Source organism: Mycobacterium shottsii (assembly GCF_010728525.1).
In the GTDB taxonomy this organism is placed as follows: domain Bacteria; phylum Actinomycetota; class Actinomycetes; order Mycobacteriales; family Mycobacteriaceae; genus Mycobacterium; species Mycobacterium marinum.
The window spans coordinates 127450-152948 of sequence record NZ_AP022572.1; the positions used below are offsets into that span (position 1 = coordinate 127450).

Annotated in this window: 20 protein-coding genes and 4 pseudogenes; 8 read left to right on the top strand and 16 right to left on the bottom strand. The window is 66.2% G+C overall.

The annotated features are described in order from the left end of the window. Nucleotides 1-132 precede the first annotated feature (132 nt). A complete protein-coding gene (locus G6N41_RS00605) occupies nucleotides 133-1290 on the top strand; it encodes an AI-2E family transporter (protein ID WP_198966291.1) in 1158 nt (385 codons plus the stop codon). Here G6N41_RS00605 and G6N41_RS00610 read toward each other — a convergent pair. Then, a pseudogene (locus G6N41_RS00610) lies at nucleotides 1268-2067 on the bottom strand (dienelactone hydrolase family protein). The gene G6N41_RS00605 and the pseudogene G6N41_RS00610 sit on opposite strands and share 23 nt — an antisense overlap. Before the next feature lie 27 nt (nucleotides 2068-2094). Continuing rightward, the gene (locus tag G6N41_RS00615) at nucleotides 2095-2742 is read right to left on the bottom strand and encodes a DUF4245 domain-containing protein (protein WP_198966292.1); all 648 of its coding nucleotides are present in this window, start codon (nucleotides 2740-2742) and stop codon (nucleotides 2095-2097) included. Nucleotides 2743-2810: 68 nt separating this feature from the next. Between G6N41_RS00615 and glpX the strand changes: the two genes are divergently transcribed. After that, entirely contained in the window at nucleotides 2811-3899 is a 1089-nt protein-coding gene (gene glpX / locus G6N41_RS00620) for a class II fructose-bisphosphatase (RefSeq protein WP_198966293.1), read from the top strand. Nucleotides 3900-3936: 37 nt separating this feature from the next. Then, nucleotides 3937-5367: a class II fumarate hydratase gene (locus tag G6N41_RS00625; RefSeq protein ID WP_198966294.1), complete on the top strand. Its 1431-nt coding sequence runs from the start codon at nucleotides 3937-3939 to the stop codon at nucleotides 5365-5367. A gap of 10 nt (nucleotides 5368-5377) precedes the next feature. Here the strand turns inward: G6N41_RS00625 and G6N41_RS00630 are convergent. Continuing rightward, nucleotides 5378-6248 (bottom strand): annotated as a pseudogene (locus G6N41_RS00630) (IS5 family transposase). 146 nt (nucleotides 6249-6394) lie between these two features. Here G6N41_RS00630 and G6N41_RS00635 point away from each other — a divergent pair. Further along, nucleotides 6395-7375 (top strand): DUF3824 domain-containing protein, encoded by a 981-nt coding sequence (locus G6N41_RS00635; protein ID WP_198966295.1) that lies wholly within the window; start codon nucleotides 6395-6397, stop codon nucleotides 7373-7375. 29 nt (nucleotides 7376-7404) lie between these two features. On the opposite strand, the pseudogene G6N41_RS00640 reads toward G6N41_RS00635, so the two are convergent. The 5 genes and pseudogenes from G6N41_RS00640 to glyA form a co-directional block, all read right to left on the bottom strand. Continuing rightward, a pseudogene (locus G6N41_RS00640) lies at nucleotides 7405-8852 on the bottom strand (adenylate/guanylate cyclase domain-containing protein). Between the two features lie 52 nt (nucleotides 8853-8904). Then, entirely contained in the window at nucleotides 8905-9780 is an 876-nt protein-coding gene (locus G6N41_RS00645; RefSeq protein WP_198966296.1) for a polysaccharide deacetylase family protein, read from the bottom strand. Between the two features lie 71 nt (nucleotides 9781-9851). Further along, entirely contained in the window at nucleotides 9852-11153 is a 1302-nt protein-coding gene (locus G6N41_RS00650) for a PhoH family protein (protein WP_198966297.1), read from the bottom strand. A gap of 314 nt (nucleotides 11154-11467) precedes the next feature. Beyond that, complete coding sequence (locus G6N41_RS00655; RefSeq protein WP_011738563.1) at nucleotides 11468-12295, bottom strand: acyl-ACP desaturase; 828 nt, start codon at nucleotides 12293-12295, stop codon at nucleotides 11468-11470. A gap of 56 nt (nucleotides 12296-12351) precedes the next feature. Further along, on the bottom strand, nucleotides 12352-13632 hold the full coding sequence (gene glyA / locus G6N41_RS00660) for a serine hydroxymethyltransferase (RefSeq protein ID WP_198966298.1): 1281 nt from the start codon (nucleotides 13630-13632) through the stop codon (nucleotides 12352-12354). A 161-nt stretch (nucleotides 13633-13793) separates the two neighbouring features. Here glyA and coaA point away from each other — a divergent pair, with 161 nt between their 5' ends. Then, a complete protein-coding gene (gene coaA, locus G6N41_RS00665) occupies nucleotides 13794-14732 on the top strand; it encodes a type I pantothenate kinase (protein ID WP_011738565.1) in 939 nt (312 codons plus the stop codon). A gap of 62 nt (nucleotides 14733-14794) precedes the next feature. On the opposite strand, the pseudogene G6N41_RS00670 reads toward coaA, so the two are convergent. From G6N41_RS00670 to G6N41_RS00685, 4 genes and pseudogenes are all read right to left on the bottom strand, one after another. Next, a pseudogene (locus tag G6N41_RS00670) lies at nucleotides 14795-16191 on the bottom strand (PE family protein); the annotation flags it as partial. 205 nt (nucleotides 16192-16396) lie between these two features. Next, nucleotides 16397-16810 carry a hypothetical protein gene (locus G6N41_RS00675; protein WP_198966299.1) on the bottom strand — a complete coding sequence of 138 codons (414 nt, stop codon included), beginning with the start codon at nucleotides 16808-16810 and terminating at the stop codon, nucleotides 16397-16399. A gap of 189 nt (nucleotides 16811-16999) precedes the next feature. Further along, on the bottom strand, nucleotides 17000-18370 hold the full coding sequence (locus G6N41_RS00680; RefSeq protein WP_198967665.1) for a hypothetical protein: 1371 nt from the start codon (nucleotides 18368-18370) through the stop codon (nucleotides 17000-17002). Between the two features lie 502 nt (nucleotides 18371-18872). Next, complete coding sequence (locus tag G6N41_RS00685; protein ID WP_020729799.1) at nucleotides 18873-19661, bottom strand: (2Z,6E)-farnesyl diphosphate synthase; 789 nt, start codon at nucleotides 19659-19661, stop codon at nucleotides 18873-18875. A gap of 146 nt (nucleotides 19662-19807) precedes the next feature. Here G6N41_RS00685 and trhA point away from each other — a divergent pair, with 146 nt between their 5' ends. Beyond that, nucleotides 19808-20548, top strand: coding sequence for a PAQR family membrane homeostasis protein TrhA (trhA, locus tag G6N41_RS00690; protein ID WP_407663712.1), 741 nt, complete (start codon nucleotides 19808-19810; stop codon nucleotides 20546-20548). Between the two features lie 27 nt (nucleotides 20549-20575). Here the strand turns inward: trhA and G6N41_RS00695 are convergent, their stop codons facing one another. The 4 genes from G6N41_RS00695 to mca are packed head-to-tail and all read right to left on the bottom strand — an operon-like array spanning nucleotide 20576 to nucleotide 24152. After that, nucleotides 20576-20959 (bottom strand): nuclear transport factor 2 family protein, encoded by a 384-nt coding sequence (locus tag G6N41_RS00695; protein WP_038580554.1) that lies wholly within the window; start codon nucleotides 20957-20959, stop codon nucleotides 20576-20578. 13 nt (nucleotides 20960-20972) lie between these two features. Beyond that, the gene (locus G6N41_RS00700) at nucleotides 20973-22997 is read right to left on the bottom strand and encodes a thioredoxin domain-containing protein (protein WP_198966301.1); all 2025 of its coding nucleotides are present in this window, start codon (nucleotides 22995-22997) and stop codon (nucleotides 20973-20975) included. Continuing rightward, nucleotides 22984-23283, bottom strand: coding sequence for a hypothetical protein (locus tag G6N41_RS00705; RefSeq protein ID WP_011738573.1), 300 nt, complete (start codon nucleotides 23281-23283; stop codon nucleotides 22984-22986). Before G6N41_RS00705 ends, G6N41_RS00700 begins: the two co-directional genes overlap by 14 nt. Further along, entirely contained in the window at nucleotides 23280-24152 is an 873-nt protein-coding gene (gene mca, locus G6N41_RS00710; RefSeq protein ID WP_012395944.1) for a mycothiol conjugate amidase Mca, read from the bottom strand. Before mca ends, G6N41_RS00705 begins: the two co-directional genes overlap by 4 nt. Before the next feature lie 141 nt (nucleotides 24153-24293). Here mca and G6N41_RS00715 point away from each other — a divergent pair, with 141 nt between their 5' ends. Both G6N41_RS00715 and greA read left to right on the top strand, forming a co-directional pair. After that, nucleotides 24294-24725 (top strand): DUF4307 domain-containing protein, encoded by a 432-nt coding sequence (locus G6N41_RS00715; protein WP_198966302.1) that lies wholly within the window; start codon nucleotides 24294-24296, stop codon nucleotides 24723-24725. Nucleotides 24726-24956: 231 nt separating this feature from the next. Next, complete coding sequence (gene greA / locus G6N41_RS00720; protein WP_011738576.1) at nucleotides 24957-25451, top strand: transcription elongation factor GreA; 495 nt, start codon at nucleotides 24957-24959, stop codon at nucleotides 25449-25451. Nucleotides 25452-25499: the final 48 nt, after the last annotated feature.

Genomic DNA, 25499 nt, shown 5'->3' on the forward strand with positions numbered 1-25499 from the left:
TGCCGAATGGGCCACACCCAGCGGTCAATGGCACCGGAGTGCTCAGGGCGCACGGGACAAGCGCCCGAACAACAACACTGTCTGCGGCTAAGGTTGCGCTCAACACCGACGCGGAGGGCGGGCCCCGGTCCAGTGAACACCGAATTCACGCTCAGTCAGAAACGCGCTCTGGCGATTGTCACGCTGGCCGCCCTGCTGTTCGGCGCCTACTTCCTGCTTAGCTATTTCGTGCTGATTGTGGTGGCCGCCGTCGGCGCATATCTGTTCACACCACTGTTCAATTGGTTCAACAAGCGGCTGAACGCGGGCCTGTCGGCGACCCTCACCCTGTTGACGGCACTGGTGGTGGTCATCGTCCCGGTTGGGCTGCTGGTCGGCCTGGCGGTCGTCCAGATTGCCCGGATGGTGGATAACATTGCCGGCTGGGTCAAGACAACCGAACTGAGCAGCCTCGGCGACAAGGCCTTGCAACTGGTCAATGAGCTCCTGGCCCGAGTGCCGTTCTTGCATGTCACCGTGACGGCGGAGACACTGCGCAAAATGATGATCTCGGTGGCGCAAAACGTCGGCCAGTGGCTGCTGCACTTTCTGCAGAATGCGGCCGGCAGCCTGGCCGGCGCGGTTACCTCGGGGATCATCTTTCTGTACGTGTTCATGGCACTGCTGCTAAACCGCGAGAAGCTGCGGACACTGATCGGTCAGCTCAACCCGCTGGGTGAAGAAGTCACAGATTTGTACTTGCGCAAGATGGGCTCGATGGTGCGCGGCACCGTGATCGGTCAGTTCGTCATCGCGCTGTGTCAAGGTGTTGCCGGTGCCGCGTCCATCTACGTCGCCGGATTTCACCACGGGTTCTTCATTTTCGCGATCCTGCTCACCGCAATGTCCATCATTCCGCTCGGCGGCGGAATTGTGACAATTCCATTCGGTATCGGGATGGCGTTCTATGGCAATATCGGCGGCGGCGCGTTCGTCGTCTTGTGGCACTTGCTGGTGGTCACCAATATCGACAACTTCTTGCGACCGATTCTGGTTCCACGCGATGCCCGGCTCAATTCGGCGCTCATGCTGATGTCGGTATTCGCCGGCATCGGCATGTTCGGCCCGTGGGGGATCATCATCGGTCCGGTGCTGATGATCCTCATCGTCACCACGATCGACGTCTACCTGGCCGTGTACAAGGGCGTCGAGCTCAAGGACCGCAGCGCCAAGCCCGCCCGCCGCAACTGGTTGCCCCGCAGAACCGGGAATGCGCCGACAAACGCGGCTACTGACTCAACCGCTCAGTGAGGAACTCGACCACGCGCTTACGGGCCTCATACGCCGGATGGCCGTCCACCTCACGAACCTCTTCGGTGAGTACCGAATGCGCCATCCGGCCAAAGCCGTCCGGGTTGCCCGGGCCGGAATCGATCTCGATCACCTCAAACGCGTCACCCAGACGCGCCTTGAGCGTGCTGAACCGCTCACGCGGCGCCGTCTTGTCCTCGCTGAAGCGCAAACCGATGGCGCACAGCCCCTCATTCGCACAACGATCGGCGACCACCTGGAGCTCGGACTCACTTAGCCCGGGGTCACTGCGCTGCGCGGACGTCAGCGGCAGCGGCACCGACGGCTGACTGAGCACCGGGGCGAGCACGCTGTCATCGACGGCGGCGGCCAACACAAAACCGCCGGTGAAGCATTGCCCGATCACCCCCACCCCTTGCCCGGTCTGGACGCGTTGAGATCACGCGCCAGCGCGCGCAGAAAGATCGATATCGGCCGCTCCTTGTTGGTGGCCATCGCCGCGAACTCCTTGGCCACACATCCGCGGGAGATTTCGAGCGCCACATAACCGATCGACACCGCCTTGCCCGGCTTGCCGAACAACGACGGAATGGCCACCGTGAATCCGTTGTCCACCAGGTGGTTTCCCAGCGCCAGTACGCCGGGATGGATGCCCGGCATCTCCGGGATCAGCACCACTCCGGGGCCTGAGCCTTTGCGAAAGACGTCGTGGGTGTAGCCGCCGCCGGTGAACGGTGCCGCCGACCATCCGGCCAAGTCCGCTTCGGGTCCGCTCACGATCAGTCCCTTCTGCCGGCTTGCCGGCTAATTCTTGGTCGGCAGCGGCGCCTGCGATTGCGTAGCCAGTGCCAGCGTACGGAACTCGTCGGCGCTTCCGGCGCCGGTGATTGCGACCTGGGCGGGACCCTCCGGGCTGGTAAGCCGGGTGGTCCACACCGGCTCGGTGGAGCCGTTGCTATCGGTGCCTTCGTAGACAACCCAGCTGGTGTCGACCACATCCACAGTGCCGGTCGGATACATGCCCGGATGGATCGATCGGACCAGCTTGTCCTCGTCGGCATTGCTCTGGGTCAGGCTCAGGTACATCCCCGATGGGCTGATGTATCCCACCTTCGAGGTGGTCGCGCGCAGCAGCTGACCGTTGGCCGGATCGGTGCGCCCATTCTCGATGCCGCCACGACCGCCCGAGTTGGCTTTCCATCCATCCGGCAGGACGGGCAGCCGAATCGGGAATCCCAGGGCGGCCGCGTCGGCCTTCAGAGCCGCCGCGGCGTCGTAGGACGGGACATTTCCTCGATTGGTCGCGCCCGGTTGGAAGGAACACATCCCTACCAGGCCTGCCAGCAGGATGCAGCCAACCACCAGCGGGGCAAGCGACCAGAACATGTCGCGCCCATCCTGCAGCAACCGTGGTTTGGCCGGCTTCGGGCCCGGCTGCGGCTCACCAGTCACCTGGCCAGTATCGCAGGCCAGTATCCCAGCTCCAGCCCGGTGATCTGCTTCTGGGACAATCACCAACCATGACAGCTCAGGGATCCGGTTCGTCGCCAACCGCGGTCGCGGGGCGCGACCCATCGCTGCCACGGCCGCCACGTGGCGAAGCCCCCGACCGCAACCTGGCGATGGAACTCGTGCGAGTCACCGAGGCCGGTGCCATGGCCGCGGGCCGCTGGGTGGGGCGCGGCGACAAGGAGGGTGGCGACGCCGCCGCTGTCGACGCGATTCGCGAGCTGGTGAACTCGGTGTCGATGCGTGGCGTCGTGGTCATCGGCGAGGGCGAGAAAGACGACGCCCCGATGTTGTACAACGGCGAAGACGTCGGAAATGGCGACGGGCCAGAGTGCGACTTCGCTGTCGACCCGATTGATGGCACCACACTGATGAGCAAGGGCATGCCCAACGCCATCTCGGTGCTGGCGGTAGCCGATCGCGGTGCGATGTTCGATCCGTCGGCGGTGTTCTACATGAACAAGATCGCCGTCGGCCCCGAGGCCGCGCACGTGCTCGACATCACCGCACCCATTGCCGAGAACGTTCGGGCGGTGGCCCGGGTCAAGGCATTGTCGGCGCGGGACATGACGGTATGCATCCTGGACCGGCCGCGACACGCCCAGTTGATCGAAGACGTTCGGGCCACCGGCGCCCGGATCCGGCTGATCACCGATGGCGACGTCGCCGGCGCCATCTCGGCATGCCGACCGGAATCGGGCACCGACATGCTGGCCGGGATCGGCGGCACGCCGGAGGGCATCATCGCCGCCGCCGCGATTCGCTGCATGGGCGGAGCCATCCAGGCGCAACTGGCCCCCAAGGACGAGGCCGAGCGTCGCAAGGCGCTCGACGCCGGCTACGACCTCGATCAGGTGCTGACCACCGAGGACTTGGTGTCCGGGGAAAACGTCTTCTTCTGTGCCACCGGGGTCACCGACGGTGACCTGCTCAAGGGTGTTCGCTACTACCCGGGCGGCTGCACCACGCAGTCGATCGTGATGCGGTCCAAGTCGGGCACCGTGCGGATGATCGAGGCCTACCACCGACTTTCCAAACTCAACGAATACTCGGCGATCGACTTCACCGGCGACAGCACCGCCGCCCATCCCCTGCCGTAACACCCCTCCCGCAAACCCGACCAGCAAGGACCCGCCAATGGCCCACAGCGCCCACGACGATGCCGACAACGACACCGAATACCGCATCGAGCACGACACCATGGGCGAGGTCCGGGTGCCGGCAAAGGCACTATGGCGCGCCCAAACCCAGCGGGCGGTGGAAAACTTCCCCATCTCGGGCCGCGGTCTCGAGCGCGCCCAGATCCGCGCCTTGGGCCTGCTCAAGGGCGCTTGCGCGCAGGTGAACATGGACCTCGGGCTGCTGGCACCGGAGAAGGCCGAAGCGATCATCGCTGCCGCCGCCGAGATCGCCAACGGCCAACACGACGACCAGTTCCCGATCGATGTCTTCCAGACCGGCTCGGGCACCAGCTCCAACATGAACACCAACGAGGTGATCGCCAGCATCGCCGGCGCCAATGGCGTAGCGGTACACCCCAACGACGACGTCAACATGTCGCAGTCGTCGAACGACACCTCCCCAACCGCCACTCACATCGCGGCCACCGAGGCCGCCGTCAGCCACCTCATCCCCGCCCTTGAGATCTTGCAGGACGCCCTGGCCACAAAGGCTCTCGAGTGGCAGTCGGTGGTCAAGTCGGGCCGGACCCACTTGATGGACGCGGTTCCGGTCACGCTGGGCCAGGAGTTCAGCGGGTATGCCCGCCAGATCGAGGCCGGCATCGAGCGCGTCCGCGCCACGTTGCCCCGACTCGGCGAACTGGCCATCGGCGGTACCGCGGTCGGTACCGGACTCAACGCCCCCGAGGGCTTCGGCGTCAAGGTGGTGTCGGTGCTGGTGTCCCAGACCGGGCTGCCCCAATTGCGAACGGCGGCGAACTCTTTCGAAGCCCAAGCCGCACGGGACGGATTGGTCGAGGCCTCCGGGGCGCTGCGCACCATCGCGGTGTCGCTGACCAAGATTGCCAACGACATCCGCTGGATGGGCTCCGGTCCGTTGACCGGTTTGGCCGAAATCCAGCTGCCGGACCTGCAGCCTGGCAGCTCCATCATGCCGGGCAAGGTGAATCCGGTTCTCCCCGAGGCTGTTACGCAGGTCGCGGCGCAGGTGATCGGCAACGACGCGGCGGTGGCCTGGGGCGGCGCCAATGGCGCCTTCGAGCTCAACGTCTACATCCCGATGATGGCCCGCAACATCCTCGAGTCATTCACGTTGCTGACCAACGTCTCAAAGCTGTTCGCGCAGCGCTGCATTGCCGGGTTGACCGCCAACGCCGAGCACCTGCGTGAACTCGCGGAGTCCTCACCGTCGATCGTGACACCGCTGAACTCGGCGATCGGCTACGAGGAGGCGGCCGCGGTCGCCAAGCAAGCGCTCAAGGAACGCAAGACGATCCGCCAGACCGTCATCGATCGCGGCTTGATCGGCGACAAGCTCTCGCTCGAGGAACTCGACCGCCGTCTCGACGTGCTTGCGATGGCCAAGGTCGAAGCGACCGACGACTAGGTCCTGTCTGCTAATTGCGGACGCGGTGGTAGGTGATGATGGCGGCCAGGGTGACACCGCTGAGGTAGGTCAGGGCGTATTTGTCGTAGCGGGTGGCGACCGCGCGCCAGTGTTTGAGCCCGTTGAAGCTTCGCTCGACGGTGTTGCGGTGCTTGTAGATTCGGCCTGAGAACCCCGGAGGCCGTCCTCTGTTGCGGCCTTTGGCTTTGCGGCGGGTGATCTGGTCGCTGCGCTCGGGGATGGTATGGGCGATCTTGAGCCGGCGCAGCTGTGCCCGCGTCGAGTCATGGGAGTACGCCTTGTCCGCCAGCAGGCGAAACGGGCGTATGAGTTGCTGCACCGGGCGGCCAGCAATGGCCAAAGCATCGGATTATCACCGGCTTGACCGGCCGACAGTGCCAGGGTGACCGGACTGCACAGCTGGTCGGTCAAGGCGTGGATCTTGGTAGTCAGCCCGCCGCGGGAACGCCCAATGGCGTGGTCATCGGGCTCATCGAGATATTTCTTGTAATTCGACAGATCCCCTGTGCGGCGCCCGGGCGCGCTCCGGCTGCGTGTTGGTGGGCGCGCACACTGGTCGAATCGACCGACAACAGTGCGCCCAGGTCGGCGTCCTCGGCGTCGAGGTCAGAGGCGATCGCCGCGAAGATCCGCGCGTAGATGCCATCGACCGACCAGCGTAGATGCCTCTCGGCCACCGATTGCCAGGGACCGAAGTGCTCGGGCAGGTCACGCCACGGAGATCCCGTACGGTAACGCCAGATAATGCCCTCCAGAGTACGTCGATGATCGTTCCACGGCCGGCCACGCCGCCGCCCCGCAGGCAACACCGCCACGATCAGCGACCACAAATCATCAGAAATCGCATGCGTCCGCATCACCCAAACAGCATCAGCCAAAACACCATTCACATTAAGCAGACACGCCCTAGGCCGACCTAGGTCCGTGCCGGGCGACTGGCTACGCCCGCGCGGTTGCGCGACCCCCTCAACCGAGGCGGTTCAAGGAAACGAGGATGGTTAGGCGTATGACGACTCCTCCCGGTGGGCCCTATGGCCAGGATCCGGCCGGCTACAACCCGTATGGTCAGGCCCCCTACGGGTACGGCCAGCCCCAGGCCGGCGGCCAATACCCGTACCCACCGACCGGGCCGTACACCAACCCGCAGGGCGGTGCGCCTTCCTACGGGCCGGGCACCTATCCACCCCAGCAATTCCCCCAGGCCGGTCAGCCGTATGGCACCGGCCCCGGCTGGCCGACCGGGCCGTACTCACCCGGACCGCCGCCGAAAGGACCGGACTCGAAGGCGCCGTGGCTGATCATCGCCGGTGTCGCCGTGCTGGGCGTACTGGCGCTGGTAGTGGTGCTGGTCTTTACGCTCGGCGGCAACAAATCGAACAGCGCCGGCCCCTCGGGCACCCCCGCGACCAGCGGCGCTTCGACTTCGGAGCCGGACAACTCCGAGCAGAACGCGACCGGCTGCACCCCCAACGTGTCCGCCGGTGAGCGGCCACTCGGGGAGATCATCAGTGCCGGCAAGTTGTCATTCCCGATCAGCGCGGCACCGGGCTGGTCGGTATTCGGCGACGATCAGAGCCCCAACCTGATTGGAGCGTTGGGGGTCGGCCAGGAGGTACCCGACGCCAGCCAGTGGATGATGCAGGCCGAGGTCGCCGTCACCAACTTCGTGGCCAGCATGGACGTCAGCGAGCAGGCGTCGAAGCTGATACAATGTGTGGTCGACGGCCCCGGCTACGTGCAGTCGTCGCCCACCCTGGGCCCCACCAAGAAGTCGTCGACCACCGTCGACGGGGTCAAGGCGGCTCGAGTTGACGCCGACATCACGATCGCCGACACCTCACGCAACGTGAAGGGTGACTCCGTGGTCATCATCGCCGTCGACACCAAACCGGTCACCATCTTCCTGGGCGCCACACCCATCGGCGATGCCGCCTCGGCGGCCACGATCAGCAAGGTCATTGCGGCACTCAAGGTCGACAAGTCCTGAAGACCGACAAGTAACGAGCCGAATCCGCGCTAGCCGGCCTCGGCCGGGGCACAGACGTGCGTGGCTTCGGAGCGGCCGCGCAGCACCGTGGAATAGCACTGGATCCAGCGACGGCACTCGGCCTCATGGGCGCGGTCAAGCGCCGCCGCCGAACACAGAATCCGCCGCTCGGAGGTCTTGGCGAGGTCGGCCAGCCGTGCGGCCTCATTGACCGCGTCGCCGATGACCGTGTATTCGTAGCGGTTTTCCGCACCGATGTTGCCGGCAAAAACCCGGCCCGCCGAAACACCGACACCGAAATCCACCGCCGGTAGGCCACGCAGCTGGGTGCCCAACGCACGCGCCGTCGCCAGCGCGGCCGACGCCGGATCACCGGTTCGCAGCGGCGCTCCGAAGACGGCCAGCGCGGCGTCACCTTGGAATTTGTTGATCGGCCCCTGATGCTCATCGACGGCGTCGACGACTATCCGGAAGAAGTCGTTGAGCACTTCGGCTACCTCTTGCGGCGGGCGGTTTTCGGCCAGCTGCGTGGAGCCCACCAGGTCGATGTAGAGAACCGCCGCCTCCACCACTTCGCCCGGCGACCCGGAGCCCTCTTCGAGGGCGCGGCGTGCGACATCGGTGCCGACATGGCGGCCGAACAGGTCCCGGAGGCGTTCCCGCTCTTCCAGGCCGGCAACCATGCGGTTGAACCCCGTTTGCAGGCGCCCAATTTGGGAGCGCTCGTAGGAGCCCACGTAGGTGCCGATGTGGCCGTGTTCGACCTGCCCCATGGCATCGACGATCTCATCGAGTGGATCGGAGATGGATCGCGAGGTCAGGATCATCGTTGGCAGCCCGAGCAGCAGGGCGGCCAACGATACGACCTGGATCGGCACATCCAGCGACGCGGACTGTTCAATGACCCAGCCGTAGAACCGCAACACGATGAAGGTCCCGATGACCCCGATGGGCAAGGCGCTGCACAGGAACCAGAGCAGGACCAGCCGGGCGAACACGCCGGGGACCGCCAGTCGCGGCTGGCCGCCCCGGGTGGCCACCCCCACAATGGGCCGCAGGGTGCGTTGCGCCAGCAGCAGGCCGGTGCCCGCGGCGGCGGGTCCCCCGAGCACCACACCGAGCAGAATCGGCAGCAGGATCTTGGTGCCGTCCGCGTGGTTGAGCAACATCAGGACTGCGCCGGATGCGGCCCAGGCTCCGACCAGGATCAGCGACTGGCGACCACCGAGCCGCAGCGCGGCTTCTCGCTGCGCCTTGGTGGGCGGGTGCCCCGGGACGAACCACTGCAGAGTGGGGGCCAGGGTCAGTGCTCCGGCAACCGCGACGCTGATGATCCCCAGCACCACCAGTACCGACACCACCGGCAGGTTTCGTTGGGCGAAGTCGACGTAGGTGTGACCGCGCAGTGGGATCAAGATCGCAGATGCATCAACGACGGCGATGAAGTAGGCCAGGCGAGGTCGAACGCGTATTGCAGTAAAAGCCTGCGGGCGGTCTTCGGCTGCGCTTGGCCTGCCGAAGCGCTGGTGCTAGGCACCGTTATTGGGCCCGCCTGAGTTCTGACCCGCTATGTCGGTGATCGGGAAGTTCGGCATGGGTTTGGGCGACGGGGTGTTGGGCAACGGCGGGATGTCGCTGGGCGGAATGTCGCGCAGTTCGTCGACGGGCGGGCCGTTGTCGCGGCTGCCGTAGCTGCTGCCGGGCGCCCGCGGCCCGAGCAGCTCGCTGACCGTCACCAGGCGATAGCCATTGGCCTTGAGCACCGGAATGAACTGGTAGACCAGGTCGACGGTGCTCGAGTAGGTGTCATGAAACAACACCACCGAACCCGGCTTGATCTGCCTCATCAGCATGTAGCGCGTGGCCGCGGTGTTGGAGTCGTTGGCCCAGTCGAAGGGGATGACATCCCAGAGGATTTCGGCTTGGCCGTATTTTGCGGCGGTCTGGCGCACCGCCGCGTTGGACAGTCCCCCGGCGGGACGATAGAGCGTGGGTGTGCGACCCGTCGCGGCTTTGATCGCGTCGTTGGCCCGGGAAAACTGGCCGGCGATGTCCGCTTCGGGGATGGTCGTCATGTTGGGGTGTTCCCAGGTGTGGCTGCCGATCTCCATGCCCGCTTCGGCGATGCGTTTCGCTGCCGCGGGGTTGGCCGCCACCTTGTTGCCGATCAGGAAGAACGTGGCCTTGGCGTCGTTGACCTTCAGGATTTGCAGCAGGCGATCCGTGAACGGGCCTGGGCCGTCATCGAAGGTCAGCGCGACACATTTGACCACCGCGCAACTCTGGTCATCGGCACGCGTGACATGGCCGGTCAGGCTGCCGATCACCAGCACGGCCACCGCCGCAACGACCCCGACGACCATCCGCCAATACCGCCAGGCCTGGTTGTCGGGTCGTTTGCGCACCTTGGCAGCCTACCTGGCGCTGGGCACTCGATCCCGCCATCGCGGGGTCTCGCGCCCTGGTCAGGGGCCGATCAGTGCGGCCCGGCGATCTCTTCGAGCATCTCGGTGACCAGCGCGGCGATCGGGGACCGTTCACTACGCAGCAGCGTGATGTGCGCGAACAGCGAGTGTCCCTTGAGTTTCTCGATCACCGCAACAATGCCGTCGTGGCGGCCGACTCGTAGGTTGTCGCGCTGCGCGATGTCGTGCGTCAACACCACCCGGGACCCGGTACCCAGCCGCGACAGCACGGTCAAGAGCACGTTGCGTTCCAGCGATTGGGCTTCGTCGACGATGACGAACGAGTCATGCAACGAGCGGCCCCGGATGTGAGTGAGCGGCAGCACCTCGAGCATGCCCCGGGAGAGAACCTCCTCGAGCACCGCCGGGCTGGCCAAACCTTCGAGCGTGTCGAAGACGGCTTGGGCCCATGGCCCCATCTTGTCGCTCTCGCTGCCGGGCAGGTAGCCAAGCTCCTGACCGCCCACCGCATAGAGCGGGCGGAAGACGACCACCTTGCGGTGAGTGCGGCGCTCAAGCACCGCTTCCAGGCCGGCACACAGCGCCAGCGCCGACTTTCCGGTCCCGGCTTTGCCGCCCATCGACACGATGCCCACCGACTCGTCGAGCAGCAGGTCCAGCGCTACCCGCTGTTCGGCCGAGCGACCCCGCAAACCGAAAACCTCGCGGTCACCGCGGACTAGCTGCACGCGTTTGGCCGCGGTGACCCGGCCCAGCGCATGTGAACTTCCGCCCAGCAGCCGGACCCCGGTGTGGCAGGGCAGATCGCGGGCTTCGGCCAGGTCGATCTCTCCGTCGGCGAATAGGGCATCGATATCCCCTGCAGCCGTTTCGATTTCGTGCATCCCGGACCAGCCGGAGGCTACGACGTCCTGCGCGTGGTACTCGTCAGCCGCCAAGCCCACCGCAGCGGCCTTGACCCGAAGCGGAATGTCCTTGCTGACCAACGTAACTCGTCTGCCCTCGGCGGCAAGGTTGGCCGCGCAACTCAAGATGCGAGAGTCGTTGCTGTCGGTACGGAATCCCGCGGGCAGCACCGATGGGTCGGTGTGGTTGAGCTCGACGTGCAACGAGCCACCTTGTTTACCAACCGGAATGGGCTGATCCAGCCGCCCGTGTTCCAGTCGAAGGTCGTCGAACAACCGCAATGCCTGCCGGGCGAACCAACCCAACTCATGGTGATGCCGCTTGGCTTCGAGCTCACTGATTACCACCAGTGGAACCACCACTTCGTGCTCGGCGAACCGGCTGCAGGCCCAGGGGTCGGACAGCAACACGGAGGTGTCCAGCACGTAAGTCCGAATATCGGTCACAGAGCGCTCCTCGAGCGATTGCCGCTCGGGCGGACCCGCACGAGCGTGTCGACGCGGGCCGCGGCACCAGGACCGGGGCCGGTCCTGCCGTTGTAGTGACGGAAGGTGCCGCCCTGGCAGCTGAGCAAGTCGCTGACCATCACCTGCGACGCTACTCCGGTGAGCACACCCACGCAGGGCAGGCGCGCCGAGGCAAGCACACCTTGACGACGACGGACCGCGCGGTCGCGCCGCGCAGGAGCTGAGCGGTCAAGCCCAACAGACGAAAACGATGCACTGCGCCAGGCGCAGTGCATCGTTTTGTCGAAGTCGATCTAGCCCGTCACGAACTGCTTGAGCGCAGGCTCCTCAGCCAATCCCCATTCGGTGATGCGGCCCGAAACAACCTGCTTGAGCTGGTCCGCGCCAAAGATTCCGGCCTCGGCAACGTCGCGCAGTTTGTCCTGGTAGGCGTCGATGTCGGCACCGGGGGCCTGCAGATCGCCGGCCCGGGCGGCAATCGCGGCGATCGTCTCGTCGCGGCGGGTGGCCAGGCAGTGGTCCACAAGATTGGCAAAGAACAACTCGTGACGCGCTTCGTCACGGCCGATCCGGTCGATCATGCCGGCCAGGACGGGTTCCTCGATCTGGGCAGCGAGGTTGCGGCAGAAGGCCACCAGGGAGCGCTCGTAGAAGGCCATGTACACGAGAGTTTCGACCTGCGTGTACTTCTCGGCCCGGTACCCCTTCATCACGTACTGGACGCGGACATCTTCGTTGAGGACCGGGTCGACCTCGCGAGTCACCACCAGGTATTCGCGCAGAGCGATGGCGTGCAGGTGCTCCTCAGCGGTCCATCTGCCCAGCCAACGGCCCCACCAGTCCTCGAGAATGAAGTGCTCGACGAGTTCGCGGTGACGGCCGGCCAGGTTGTCCTTGAGGATCAACAGGATCTCGCAGGCATCGGTGATCAGCCTGGGCAGCGTCGTCTGGGAGGGATCCCAGTCACGTCCACCGAGGAAGGCGAAGTTCTCGCCCTGGTCGAAGGGTACGAAGTCGTGGGCGAACCAAATGTCCTCGGTGTCGAGGTGGCGAGCCATGTTCTGTTCGACCACGGGCTCAAGTTCGAGGGTCAGCGCATTAGCGACAGGTTTCTGTGCCATGCGGTAACTGTAACCCTCATACACAGGATAATTAAAATCGACCCACCGTGTCGCCGTCAGCGATCTACGAGATTCCACTCCTCGAGGCCCTCGTAGAGGGGAAAGTCCCTGGCCAGACGGGTTACCCTGGCCCGCAGCGCGGCCACATCGGCCGAGCGCCCGGCCGCGAGGGCGCCCGCGATCACGTCGGCGACCTCACTGAATTCGGCATCGCCGAACCCGCGGGTGGCCAATGCGGGAGTCCCGATCCGCAAGCCCGAGGTCACCATCGGTGGCCGCGGATCGTTGGGGACAGCGTTGCGGTTGACCGTGATTCCCGCCTCGTGCAGCAGGTCTTCGGCCGCCTGGCCATCGAGCGGGGAATCACGCAAATCGACCAATACCAGGTGCACGTCGGTGCCACCGCTGACCACCGAGACCCCCGCCTTGGCGACGTCGGAAGCCATCAGCCGATCGGCGACGATCCGGGCACCCGCCAGCGTGCGCCGCTGCCGATCGGCGAATTCGGGTGTGCCGGCGATCTTGAGTGCCACCGCCTTGCCCGCGATGACATGCATGAGCGGACCGCCCTGCTGGCCAGGGAAAACCGCCGAATTGATGGCCTTGGCGAACTCCTGCTTGCCAAGGATCATGCCCGACCGGCCGCCACCGAGCGTCTTGTGAATTGTGGTGGAAACCACATCCGCATGCGGCACCGGGGACGGATGCAATCCGGCAGCCACCAACCCGGCGAAGTGGGCCATGTCGACAAACAACTGGGCGCCAACCTCATCGGCGATGGAGCGGAAGGCCGCGAAGTCGAGCACCCGGGGATAGGCCGACCAGCCGGCGATGATCACCTTCGGACGGAACTCGAGCGCCTTGGCCCGCACCGCGTCCATGTCGATCAGGTGCGTCGTCGGGTCGACGCCGTAGAAGCCGTTCTCGTACAACTTGCCGGAGAAGTTCAGCCGCATGCCGTGGGTCAGGTGGCCCCCGTTGGCCAGATCCAGCCCCAGCAGCCGCTCCCCCGGCGACATGAGTGCATGCAACACCGCGGCGTTGGCCTGGGCGCCCGAATGCGGCTGCACATTGGCGAAATCGGCGCCGAACAGCGCCTTAGCCCGGTCGCGGGCAATGTTTTCCACCACATCCACGTGCTCGCAACCGCCGTAGTAACGCCGGCCCGGCAGGCCCTCGGCGTACTTGTTGGTCAAGACGCTGCCCTGGGCCTGCAATACCGCTCGCGGGACGAAGTTCTCCGAAGCGATCATCTCCAGTGTGTCCCGCTGCCTACCAAGTTCCTTGCCCAGCAGCGCTGCGATGTCGGGGTCGACCTCAGCGAGCGGAGCATCCATCACAGAAGCATTTCTCGGCGCGGATTTTGGGGCGGAAGTGCGAGCGTCAGGTGCGGCAGTCACGGCCGCCAGTGTATCCAGTGGTGCCGTTGCGGGCCCGATCTCCCAGTACCGCTGGCCCCAGGCGACAAGCATGCCCTCGCCCCTGTAAGACTTATGCCATGTCACGGCTTAGCGAGCCGAGCCCCTATGTGGAGTTCGACCGAAGGCAGTGGCGCGCGCTGCGAATGTCGACACCGCTGGCTCTCACCGAAGCCGAACTGATCGGCCTGCGCGGCCTCGGGGAACAGATCGACCTGCTCGAGGTCGAAGAGGTCTTCCTGCCCCTGGCCCGGTTGCTTCATCTTCAGGTCGCGGCCCGTCAACGACTGTTCGCCGCTACCGCGGAATTCCTGGGTGAGCCACAGCAGAACCCTGACCGGCCGGTGCCGTTCATCATCGGCGTGGCCGGCAGCGTGGCAGTCGGCAAGTCGACCACCGCCCGCGTGCTTCAGGCGCTCTTGGCGCGCTGGGATCACCATCCCCGGGTGGATCTGGTCACCACAGACGGATTTCTCTACCCCAACGCCGAGTTGGAGCGACGAAATCTGATGCACCGCAAGGGCTTTCCAGAAAGCTACAACCGCAGGGCGCTGATGCGGTTCGTCACGTCGGTGAAGTCCGGGTCGGACTATGCCTGCGCACCGGTGTATTCACACCTGCACTACAACATCATCCCCGGAGCCAAACAAGTCGTCCGCCATCCCGACATCTTGATCTTGGAGGGACTCAACGTACTTCAGACGGGCCCGACGCTGATGGTGTCGGATCTGTTCGATTTCTCGCTGTATGTGGACGCCCGAATCGAAGACATCGAGCAGTGGTACGTGTCGCGGTTCTTGGCCATGCGCAGCACCGCGTTTGCCAACCCGGAGTCACACTTCCACCACTACTCGGCGCTGCCCGACCCGGAAGCGGTGGTCGCCGCGCGCGAGATCTGGCGAACGATCAACCGACCCAACCTTGTTGAAAACATCCTGCCGACTCGGCCGCGGGCAACATTGGTGCTGCGCAAGGATGCCGACCACTCAATCAAGCGGCTGCGGCTACGCAAACTGTAGGCCGCGGCGCCGGTGGGTTGATCCGGCGCCGAGTCAGCCCGGGGCCTGACTTAAAGGCCGCTCGCCCCATTCGCACCCCACAATGACCCGACGGTGCCTCCGGCACCGCCGCTGCCCGCCGACCCGTCGGCAAAGCCGGACCCGCCGGTGCCGGCCGCGCCGCGCTCACCGCCGGCGCCGCCGTTGCCGATGTGCTGGGCGTCGCCGCCGGCGCCGCCATCACCGCCGTCTCCCCCATCGCCGCCGATGTATTGGTCGTGAGTCGTTCCGCCTGGGCCGCCGCTACCGCCGGACCCGCCCGCACCGCCGTCGCCGTATAACCAGCCACCGGTGCCACCACCGCCGCCGTTGCCGCCGGTGCCGCCGGCGCCCCCGCTGCCGCCGAACCCGTTCGGGTATCCCGAGATGCCAGCGCCGCCGGTACCGGCAGCCCCACCGGCACCTCCAGCCCCCCACATGCCGGCGGAGCCGCCCAGGCCGCCGTCGCCCGCCTCGCCGCCATTGCCGCCGCCTCGGGGAGCATTGCCGGAGGTGACATAACCGCCACCGTCCCCGCCATTGCCGCCGGCGCCGCCGGCCCCACCGTTGCCCAACAACGCTCCGCCGGCTCCGCCGACCCCGGCGTCACCGCCGGCCCCCCGTCCCCGCCGGTGGACTGTGTGCCGCCCAGGAAGTCGGCCGTGCCTCCCGTTCCCCCGCCCCCGCCGCTCCCGCCGGAGCCACCGTCGCCGCACAACCACCCGCCGCGTCCACCGGTGCCGCCGGCACCGCCGAGCGCGCCGACGCCGCCGGTGCCACCGAGACCGCCCGCCCCGCCGGCACCGAACAAGAAGGCGTTGCCCCCGCCGCCTCCATTCGCCCCGACACCGCCGGCGCCGCCGGCACCGCCATTGCCATATAGCCAGCCACCGACACCACCGGTGCCGCCGGGCGCCAGCGCCCCGCCGCTGCCCCCGGTCCCGCCGCTGCCGAGCAGCCCCGCATCGCCGCCGTTACCGCCGGCAGCCCCACCGATGGTGCTGTTCCAGCCGTTGCCACCGTTGCCGATCAACAATGCGCCCGCGCCTCCGTTGGGATTGGCGGCGGTGCCGTTGGTGCCGTTGCCGATCAGCGGACGGCCCAACAGCGCCTGGGTGGGCGCATTGATCAACCCCAGCAGATCCTGCAGCGGTGACACGTTTGCCGCCTCGGCGGCCGCATAGGCGCCGCTGGCTCCGCGCAACCCCTCGAGGAACTGCTGGTGAAACGCCGCGACCTGCCCGCCGAGTGACTGATAGGCCTGGGCGTGCCCGGCAAATAGCGAGGCCACCGCCGCCGAAACGTCGTCTGCACCGGCGGCCAGCACCCCCATCGTCGGGGCAGCGGCGGCCGCGTTGGCCGCAGTGAGGGCCGAACCGATGCTCGACAGTTCCGTTGTGGCGTGCGCCATCAGGTCTGGGGCGGCTATCAAATATGACATCACTGTCCCCTAGAGGTTTACCCCCGCCGAACAGCCGGATCGTATCTCGGATTACCCATCGATCCGGGCCGATTTGGGCATTCCAACCTCATCGTCAGCCACCGCCGGCTCCCCCGGGCCGCGGAACCGGCCACCGCCCGACATGGCTGGTGCGGGGCACCCACCTCAGCTATCGGGGGCGCCCCGCACCAGCGGGAAGGGGAGTTCAGGCCGTGATACGACGCACTCCCAGGTACTGCAGCCCGGCAAATGCCGCTGTGAACACGCCGCTGGCCAGTGTCGCGGCCACCCCGATGCCAGTCATCGGCACTAGTTCGGCGGCGACGATCGCGCCCACGGTGTAGACGAGGTCGCCGACGACCACCCCTATCCCGGCGCGACGCAGGTTGGGTATCGCGGCGAGGCCGAACACCAACAGGCCGTAGAGCACGAAGAAGGCACCGATGCTGTATTCCTGAGCGGATGTCAGGCCGGTCAGCGACGAAATCGGGTCGGCGGCCGCAGCGAGGGCCAGGCCCATGATTCCGGTCAATGTGGCGTCCGCGCGCATCGCGAAACGCAGCAGTGCGTCCGTCGAATCGGAGAGGGGCCGGGTTGTCGGGCCCGAGATTGCGGTCATTGCATTACTCCTTGGGACTGTGCGAAAAGGCGGTCGGTGGAACAGTTTTGAGACTGCCGCCTGCGCACTGCCAGATCGACGCATGGCACTGCCAACTGCTGCCATAGGCCCAGTGACCAGGTCGTTTTCCCCGCTGTCAGGCAGTTGCGGGCAGTGCCGTCAACGCCCGCCGGGCGGGGGCCGGCAAGACTAGTCGCTGGCCACCGTGATGCGCCCGCGCAAATCGGCCGCGATCAGCCGAGCAGCCGCGTTCTGCCAGTTGTGCAGTGACCGCTGCGGGACCTCGGTCACCAGCCATTGCCAGGCCTGCCGGGCGATGGGATCCAAACCCGCCGCGGTGGCATTCTGCGCGTAGGCGCGCATACCGACGACGTAGGGAAAGTACAACGAGTTGTAATAACGCCACTGTTCGGTGGTTCCGAAATCACCATCCTCACGCGGCTTGAGTCGCTTGATGCCTTCGGCCAGGACGGCCTTGAGTTCGTTGGCCCGTTCCAGCGGCTGGTCGGGAACCCCACGGGTGGCCAGCCGCTGATCAATCACGGGCAACGCGGTCAACGGGCTGGCGACGAGCTTGGCCAGGTCACCGTAGTGCCCCAGCGCTCTGCGGGTCAGCCTGACAAAGGTCTCGTCATCGATGCCGGCAAGCGGATCCGCCGACCGCAGCGGTAGCGCCGCACCGGTGTGGCGCAGTGCCGCGCGGTCGGCGCGTAGTGCCGGCGATTTCGAAAACGCCAGCCGGTCCAGTACCCCGGCCATTGGGTCGGCCAACACCTGCACGGCGATGGCGATCGACAGGCTGGTGAACAGCAGCACCGTCAGCACGGTCGAAGCGGTGGGCTCATCACGGATCAAGGCCAACCCGATCAGCGCCTGACCGCCCGACACACCCGCGACCGCCATCGCACCCGCGAACGAGCGCAGCATGTCCGCGCGCAACGCCTGGCCTTCGTCGAAGGCGTCCCATACCGCCACGGCCACGCCGAGCAACAACACGTCGAATCCCGTTGAGGCCAGGGCCAGCCAGCTAGGTACCAGCCCCAGCGGAATCACCAGAATGGCATTGCCCAGCGCGAAGAACAGCATCGCGACGATGACCACGCCGACCACCGGCATCGGCTGCGCCGGCCGCACCAACACGGCCACCATGGCGCCCAGCGTTGCCGCCGAGATCACCGCAAACATCAGCCAGTGACCGGGCCGCAGCGGCCCTGCCACGCTGCCCGCGATGGCCGCACCCAGCAGGGCCAGCGCGCCGACGGCCGCGATCAGCAGCAACTCGGCTTTGCGTGCCCAAGGGCGCTCGGGCGCCACCGACAACTCGAGCAGAACGCCGAACCATGCCACGCCCGGCACAGCGACCAGGTAGATCTCCAGCTGACCGAGCAACTGGGCGTGGGCCATGCTGGTGTTGCGTACCGCATCCAACGCCAAGACAAGGGCAAACCCGCATAGCCCAATGGCGGCCCATACCAGCACCGGCTTGCGCGGGTCGCGGGCCAGCAGGTAGAGCCCCAGCCAACCGCTGAGCGTGAACACCACCGCCGACAGCGCAGCCATGCGCCCAGTGTTCCACGCCACGGCCTCGCCGTACCGCCGATGCGCCCTCGCCGTGGTAGCCCAACGTGGTGGCGCTAACGGTCGGTGGCACCTCGGTGGAGAAGGAATCGATGGTTGAACCAGGTCTGTCCCCGGTTCTGCCCCAATTGCAGGGGAGGTTGGCGCCCACCGATCCGGTGCCGCAGTGCCAGACCTCGTAGATCGAGGGGTATCCCAGCGGCGCGCCGTTGGTGGGAGCCGAGCCATTGATCGAGGTGGTGGCGAAATCGTGGGCGTGGTGCCTGAATTGGTGATCGCCCTCCCGGGCCGGGATATCAGACTCAAATACGCAGTCGCACAACCACGTACATTTCAGCCGCCCGGATATCCCAAGGCGCGGAAGGGGGCACGCCGGTGCCGGCGACAACGCACCATTGCCGCGCCACGATCACGGGCAACACGCCCCCGGCTTGCGCCGAAGCGAACCGGCAGACACGACCGGCGGGCTCAGTGCCGCACGCGATTACTTGCCGTACCGGCGATGGCGCATGCTGTAGTCGCGCAATGCGCGCAGAAAATCGACCCGCCGAAACGCTGGCCAGTGCGCCTCGGTGAACCACATCTCCGAGTAGGCGCTCTGCCACAACAAGAACCCGGACAGCCGCTGCTCGCCGGACGTGCGGATGACCAGATCAGGGTCGGGTTGCCCCGAGGTGTAGAGGTTCTCCGAAATGCCCTCAACGCTCACCGCGTCGATAAGCTCCTCAGCGGTCGCGCCGTTGGCGAGTTCCTTGCTCAGCAGCGCCCGCACCGCGTCGACGATCTCGCGACGCCCGCCGTAGCCGACTGCCACGTTCACATGGAACTGCGCGGTGGCCGGCGTCGATTCCACGGCCTCGCGCAGCCGACGCGCCGGTTCATCGCCGAGCAGCTCCAAGTCGCCGACGGTACGCACACTCCAGCGGTTGGCCGGGGCACAGATCTCTTCCACGACGTCGGTGATGATCTCGATCAGCGCCGCGAGCTCGTCGGGGTCGCGCTGCAGGTTTTCAGTGGACAGCAGGTAGACGGTGGTCATCTCGATGCCGGCTTCCTGGCACCACCGCAACATCTCGGCGATCTTGGCGGCACCCATCCGGTAGCCGTAGCTGACGTCGTCATAACCCGCATCGCGGGCCCAACGGCGATTGCCGTCACACAGCACCGCGATGTGCCGTGGCAACTCGGAGCTCGTGGCTGCCAGGCCTTGCCGCAGCCGCAGCTCATACAGCCGATACAACGGCTCCTTGAGCCGCGGCGGGATGATCTCCACGAGAATCCAGACTACTGTGGCGCGCACCAAATTCCGGCCTTGATTCGCCGCAAGATCACGCCAAGTCGCAAGCCCGCCTCCGCTCGGGGCGACTACTGTGATCGGTGACCAATATCCGGCAATCACCAGACGGGGCAATGGGCGAAATGAGCAGCCAGGCCAGTATGACCCGCACCGCAGAACCCGAACCACAGGGTCTAGCCGTACCCAACGCTGCCCATCACCTCGTCGAGGGGGTCGCACGCGCGTTCACCAAGCCGCGCTTCCGCGGCTGGATCCACGTCTACTCGGCCGGCACCGCTGTTTTGGCGGGCGCATCGCTGGTTGCGGTCTCCTGGGCGGTGGGTTCCACCGAAGCCGGCCTGGCCACGCTCGCCTACGTCACGGCCACCGTGGTGATGTTCACCGTGAGCGCCACCTACCACCGAGTCAACTGGGCATCCGCGACCACGCACAAATGGATGAAGCGGGCCGATCACTCGATGATCTTCGTGTTCATCGCCGGTAGCTACACCCCGTTCGCCCTGATGGCATTGCCGGGACACGACGGACGAGTGGTGTTGTCGATCGTGTGGGGCGGTGCGATCGCCGGGATTCTGCTCAAGATGTGCTGGCCGACGGCGCCGCGCTGGGTGGGTGTCCCGCTCTACCTGCTGCTGGGTTGGGTCGCGGTCTGGTACACCGCGACGATTCTGCACAACGCCGGGGTAGCGGCGCTGGTGCTGCTGTTTGTCGGCGGCGCCCTGTACAGCATCGGCGGCATTCTCTACGCCGTGCGCTGGCCGGATCCGTGGCCTTCGACATTCGGCTACCACGAGTTCTTCCACGCCTGCACCGCGGTCGCGGCGATCTGCCACTACATCGCGATGTGGTTCGTGGTGTTCTGAGCGCTGCTTCGGCAGCGCCTCACATCGCTACAGATGGGTCACGTCGGCCGCTGACCAATACGCCTTCATCGCGGCCACCTTGCCGGAGCGATCGAAGACCATGACCTCGATTGGCTCCACCCGCATCTTGCTGTCGCCGCTGGTCACGGTCAGCCGGAACTGAAAAGCCGCCTCGTTGCCGCACACCCGCAGCGACACCAACTCGCACTCTCGCGTCAGGCCCGCGATCGCCGAATAGAAGCCGTGGATGGCTCGGGTACCGATGTGCACCTCTCCCCCGACCGGATCCTCGAGGGTCGCGTCGTCGGCGTAGAAGCCGACCAGATCGTCGGCGTCGCCGTCGGCCAGCACCGACATGTATCGGTTGACCGTTTCGGTAATCGCTTGGGACCTCTCAGCGGAATTCGGCATGTGACGCACGCTACTACCCGGGCACTGGCAGAGCTGCGGCCAGTTCGTCGGTACCGGTCACCGGCAGGTCGCAGACCCGTCCCCGGCAGACATAGGCGGCGTCCGCGCCCGCCACCCGATCCCGTCCGATCAGCAACGGTGCCGAGTCCAGCCGGCCGCCAACGACGATGGCTCCACCCGGCGCCAGCCGGCGGGCGGCGGCCAGCAGCTCTGACTGTGGATCGTCGCAGGCAACCGCGATCTGCAGCGGTCCCCGCACCGCCGTCTCCGCGACGGACAGCCAGTGCCCTGCCGACCTCGGTGCGCGTGCGAGCAAGACCGAACGTTCACGCAACGTTTCCGTGGCGGCTTGCAGGTAGCGCGGGGCGCGGTCGTCGGCGACCAGGTGTGCGGCGGTCAGCAGGGCTTCGGCGATCGAAGACGCGCCCGATGGCGTGGCCCCGTCGAGCGGGTCGCCCGGGCGCAGCATCAGCCGCTCGGCGTCGTCGGCGGTGTCGAACCAGCGACCGGGCCGCTGCGGATCGCCGAAGTGCGCCAATGCGGTATCCAGCAAATCGCAGGCCGAGGTCAGCCAACCCGGTTCGGAAGTCAACTGATAGAGCGCCAACAGGCCGGTGGCCAGCATGGCATGGTCCTCGAGGATGGCCGCGCTGTCGCCGACCACACCGCCGAGGCTGGCGCGGCGCAACCGGCCGTCGACCACGTGCAAGTCCAGCAACACGCGTGCGCATCGCCGTGCGGCTTGCCCCAATTCGGGCTGCTGCAGGGCAATGCTGGCCTCGACCAGCGCCGTGATCGCCAACCCGTTCCAGGAGGTAACGACCTTGTCATCGCGACCGGGTTGCGCGCGCCCGCGCCGGGCCGCCGACAGTGCGCCGCTGACCCGCTGCAGCCGCTCGGCGTCGTGCGGATCCGAGGGCAGCTGCAACACCGACGCGCCGTGTTCGAAGGTGCCGGCCGCGGTCACCGCGTAAACCTCTGCGGCCCAACGGCCGTCGTCCTCACCTAGGAGCTCGATCAGCTGTTCGGGAGTCCAGACATAGGTCGAACCCTCGCGGCCGTCGGTGTCGGCATCCAGCGAGGAGGTGAACATGCCGCCAGCGGCCAGCCCGTTGAGCAGAAACCCCGCGGTCTGGGCCGCGACGCGGCGCGCCAACTCATCACCGGTCCGCCGGGCCCAGTGCGCATAAGCCCGCAACAGCAGCGCGTTGTCGTACAACATCTTCTCGAAATGCGGTACCACCCAGGCCTTGTCGACGCTGTATCGGGCGAAGCCGCCGGCAAGTTGGTCATAGATGCCGCCGCGGGCCATCGCGGCGCCGGTGCGCGACACCGCAGCCAGTGCGGCCGGGGAGCCGGTGCGCTCGTAGTGCCGCAGCAACGCTTCCAGCAGCGCCGACGGCGGGAACTTGGGCGCGGTGCCCCAGCCACCATGAACCGTGTCCTGCTCACCCAAGACGACCGCGACGGCATGGTCACACAGCTCCGGCGCCACGTCGGGACCGCCGCCGGGCGGTCCGGACGCCATCGAACGCAACTCACCGGCAATGTGGTCGGAGGCCTCCTCCACCTCGCCGCGACGTTCCCGCCAGGTCTCCGATACGGCCGAGAGCAGCTGCAGAAAACCGGCTTTCGGGTAGTAGGTGCCGCAGTAGAAGGGCCGCCCATCAGGGGTCAGGAAGCACGTCATCGGCCAGCCGCCCTGCCCGGTGAGGGCAACAGTGGCGTTCATGTAGACCGCGTCGATATCGGGCCGTTCCTCGCGATCCACCTTGATGTTGACGAAGCCCGCGTTCATCACCGCCGCCACCTTGTCGTCCTCGAACGATTCATGGGCCATGACGTGACACCAGTGACACGCGGCGTATCCGATCGACAACAGAATCGGCACGTCGCGCGCGGCGGCGTCAGCCAGCGCCTGCGGTGTCCATTGCTGCCAATGCACGGGGTTGTCGGCGTGCTGGCGCAGGTACGGACTGGTGGCCTGCGCGAGGGTATTGGTTCCGGAGAAACCGGCCGATGAATCAGCCGGGGTCATCGGCCGGCCCCGGCGATCGCGTGGTTGCGCCACCGTCCGCGGCGGGCGGTTCCTCGACGTCCACCACATCCGTGCCCTCGTCGGCCGCCTGATCCGGCTCGGGGTGCGCACGATCAAAGGATTCCGGGACCTTCCTGAGTTGCCGGTTCATCGATCGCAGCAGAAACAACGTGGCGATGACCAAGACCACGACGACGAGCAGCCCCAACGGACTGGCCTTGCCGAAATCGGGTCCGGTATTGCGCGGTGCATCGTCTGCAATCACAGTGAGCAGAAACTGGTTCATTGGCTCGACTCGATTCCGGCGAACAACTCGGTCTCAGGCAGACCGATGGGGATGCGCGAGCGGGCCAACTCGAATTCCTCGGTCGGCCAGAGTTCACGCTGCCACGACAGCGGCGCTGCGAAGAATTCGGCGTTGGGGTCGATCTGGGTCGCATGCGCTCGCAAGGCGTCGTCGCGTTGGGCAAAATAGCCCGAGCACTCAACGCGGGTGGTAACTCGGTTGGCAAACGGATCGTGGTCGGGATGCCAGTGCTCGAGCCACTTGCCGAACGGCCCTTCCTGGCCGCGCTTGATGAACTCGTCTTGCAGAATCCGCATGCGCTCACGCAGGAAGCCGTGGATGTAGTAGAGCTTGGACACCGTCCAGGGCTCACCGGCATCCGGGAATCGCAGATAGTCGGCAGCGGCCTCGTAGGCGCCGATGGAGACCTGGTGGCAGCGGATGTGGTCGGGGTGCGGGTAGCCGCCGTTCTCGTCGTAGGTCGTCATCACGTGGGGCCGGAATTCCCGCACCACACGTACCAGCGCTTCGATGGAATCTTCCAAGGGCACCAGGGCGAAACACCCCTCGGGCAGCGGGGGCGGCGGATCCCCCTTCGGCAGTCCGGAGTCGACGAACCCCAGCCAGGTGTGCTCCACACCGAGAATCTCGGCCGCCTTCGCCATCTCGTCGCGGCGAATTTCGGAGATGTGCCCGTGCACGTCGGGCAGATCCATCGCCGGGTTGAGAATCTCGCCACGCTCGCCCCCGGTCAACGTCACCACCAGCACGCGATGACCCTCGTCCGCGTACCGGGCAAGAGTGGCGGCGCCCTTACTGGACTCGTCGTCGGGGTGGGCATGCACCGCCATCAGCCGCAGTTTGCTCACGTGCTCCCTTGTCCGTCTGCTGGTCGGGCCGTCTGCTCGCCGGCCGATTGCGCCACTATAATTTCAGTTCTCAATCGTTCCATCTTGGCGTCCGGCGCCTGACGCCCGCCCACAGCCCTTCCCCGATCCGCCAAGCCAGGCATGAATCCAGCACCCATATCCCGTCCCGAAGCCCGCTATGGGCGGTCTCGACTCTCCGGTAGGTCGCGGCGCTACATCCTCATCGCTCTGGCGGTGTTGGTGGTGGCCGGGACCGCGCTTGCCGTGATCGGCTACCAGCGGATCGTCACCAACGCCGTTACCGGCAAATTGGCCGGCTACCGCGTGATCGATGACCAGACGGCATCGGTGACGATCAGCGTGACGCGGTCAGACCCGTCACGGCCGGTCGATTGCATCGTGCGCGTCCGGGCCAAGGACGGTAGCGAGACCGGCCGGCGAGAGGTGCTGGTGCCGCCCTCGGACCAAACCACCGTGCAGGTGACGACGACCCTGAAATCGAGCAAGCCGCCCTTGATGGCGGACGTATACGGTTGCGGCACAGATGTGCCCGCTTACTTGCGCTCACCTTGACCGCGCAACAAACCCCGAACTGCGCATATGCAGTCACCGACTGTTAGAGCGGTGGTAACATTGCTAGATACACGGTCCTGACCGGGACCGTGTATTGCTGCATTAATGGCCGTGAGCAAAAGCGGAGTGGCAGCGACCGGGGTGGGGGCCCGCGTACGCCCGATACCGGGTTGATGCGGGATCAGCAACTTGCGCGCATGCGCCAAAAGACAACACAAGGAGCGCCACGAGATGACGGATACTCAGGTGACCTGGTTAACCCAGGAGTCACATGACCGACTCAAGGCCGAGCTCGATCACTTGATCGCCAATCGTCCGATCATCGCCGCCGAAATCAATGACCGCCGCGAAGAGGGCGACCTGCGCGAGAACGGCGGCTACCACGCCGCCCGCGAAGAGCAGGGCCAGCAAGAGGCCCGCATCCGCCAGCTGCAGGACCTGCTCAACAACGCCAAGGTCGGCGAAGCGCCCAAGCAGTCCGGTATCGCCCTGCCCGGTTCCGTGGTGAAGGTCTACTACAACGGCGACCAGTCCGATAGCGAGACATTCCTCATCGCCACCCGCCAAGAAGGCGTCAACGACGGCAAGCTCGAGGTGTACTCGCCGAATTCCCCGCTCGGTGGCGCCCTGATCGACGCCAAGGTCGGTGAGACCCGTAGCTACACCGTGCCCAACGGCAGCGTCATCGAGGTCACGCTGATCAGCGCCGAGCCCTACCACTCCTGACCTGACGAGCAGACACAGAATCGCACCCAGCGCGCGCTGCGCGTGCGA

Bases quoted from the DNA above. Each gene is read 5' to 3' on its own strand.
- glpX (WP_198966293.1), top strand. From the start codon at position 2,811: ATGACAGCTCAGGGATCCGGTTCGTCGCCAACCGCGGTCGCGGGGCGC.
- trhA (WP_407663712.1), top strand. From the start codon at position 19,808: ATGAGCAGCCAGGCCAGTATGACCCGCACCGCAGAACCCGAACCACAG.
- G6N41_RS00715 (WP_198966302.1), top strand. From the start codon at position 24,294: ATGAATCCAGCACCCATATCCCGTCCCGAAGCCCGCTATGGGCGGTCT.
- G6N41_RS00625 (WP_198966294.1), top strand. From the start codon at position 3,937: ATGGCCCACAGCGCCCACGACGATGCCGACAACGACACCGAATACCGC.
- glyA (WP_198966298.1), bottom strand. From the start codon at position 13,632: ATGGATGCTCCGCTCGCTGAGGTCGACCCCGACATCGCAGCGCTGCTG.
- G6N41_RS00695 (WP_038580554.1), bottom strand. From the start codon at position 20,959: ATGCCGAATTCCGCTGAGAGGTCCCAAGCGATTACCGAAACGGTCAAC.
- G6N41_RS00700 (WP_198966301.1), bottom strand. From the start codon at position 22,997: ATGACCCCGGCTGATTCATCGGCCGGTTTCTCCGGAACCAATACCCTC.
- G6N41_RS00675 (WP_198966299.1), bottom strand. From the start codon at position 16,810: ATGACCGCAATCTCGGGCCCGACAACCCGGCCCCTCTCCGATTCGACG.
- greA (WP_011738576.1), top strand. From the start codon at position 24,957: ATGACGGATACTCAGGTGACCTGGTTAACCCAGGAGTCACATGACCGA.
- G6N41_RS00655 (WP_011738563.1), bottom strand. From the start codon at position 12,295: ATGGCACAGAAACCTGTCGCTAATGCGCTGACCCTCGAACTTGAGCCC.
- G6N41_RS00680 (WP_198967665.1), bottom strand. From the start codon at position 18,370: ATGGCTGCGCTGTCGGCGGTGGTGTTCACGCTCAGCGGTTGGCTGGGG.
- G6N41_RS00705 (WP_011738573.1), bottom strand. From the start codon at position 23,283: ATGAACCAGTTTCTGCTCACTGTGATTGCAGACGATGCACCGCGCAAT.
- G6N41_RS00635 (WP_198966295.1), top strand. From the start codon at position 6,395: ATGACGACTCCTCCCGGTGGGCCCTATGGCCAGGATCCGGCCGGCTAC.
- coaA (WP_011738565.1), top strand. From the start codon at position 13,794: ATGTCACGGCTTAGCGAGCCGAGCCCCTATGTGGAGTTCGACCGAAGG.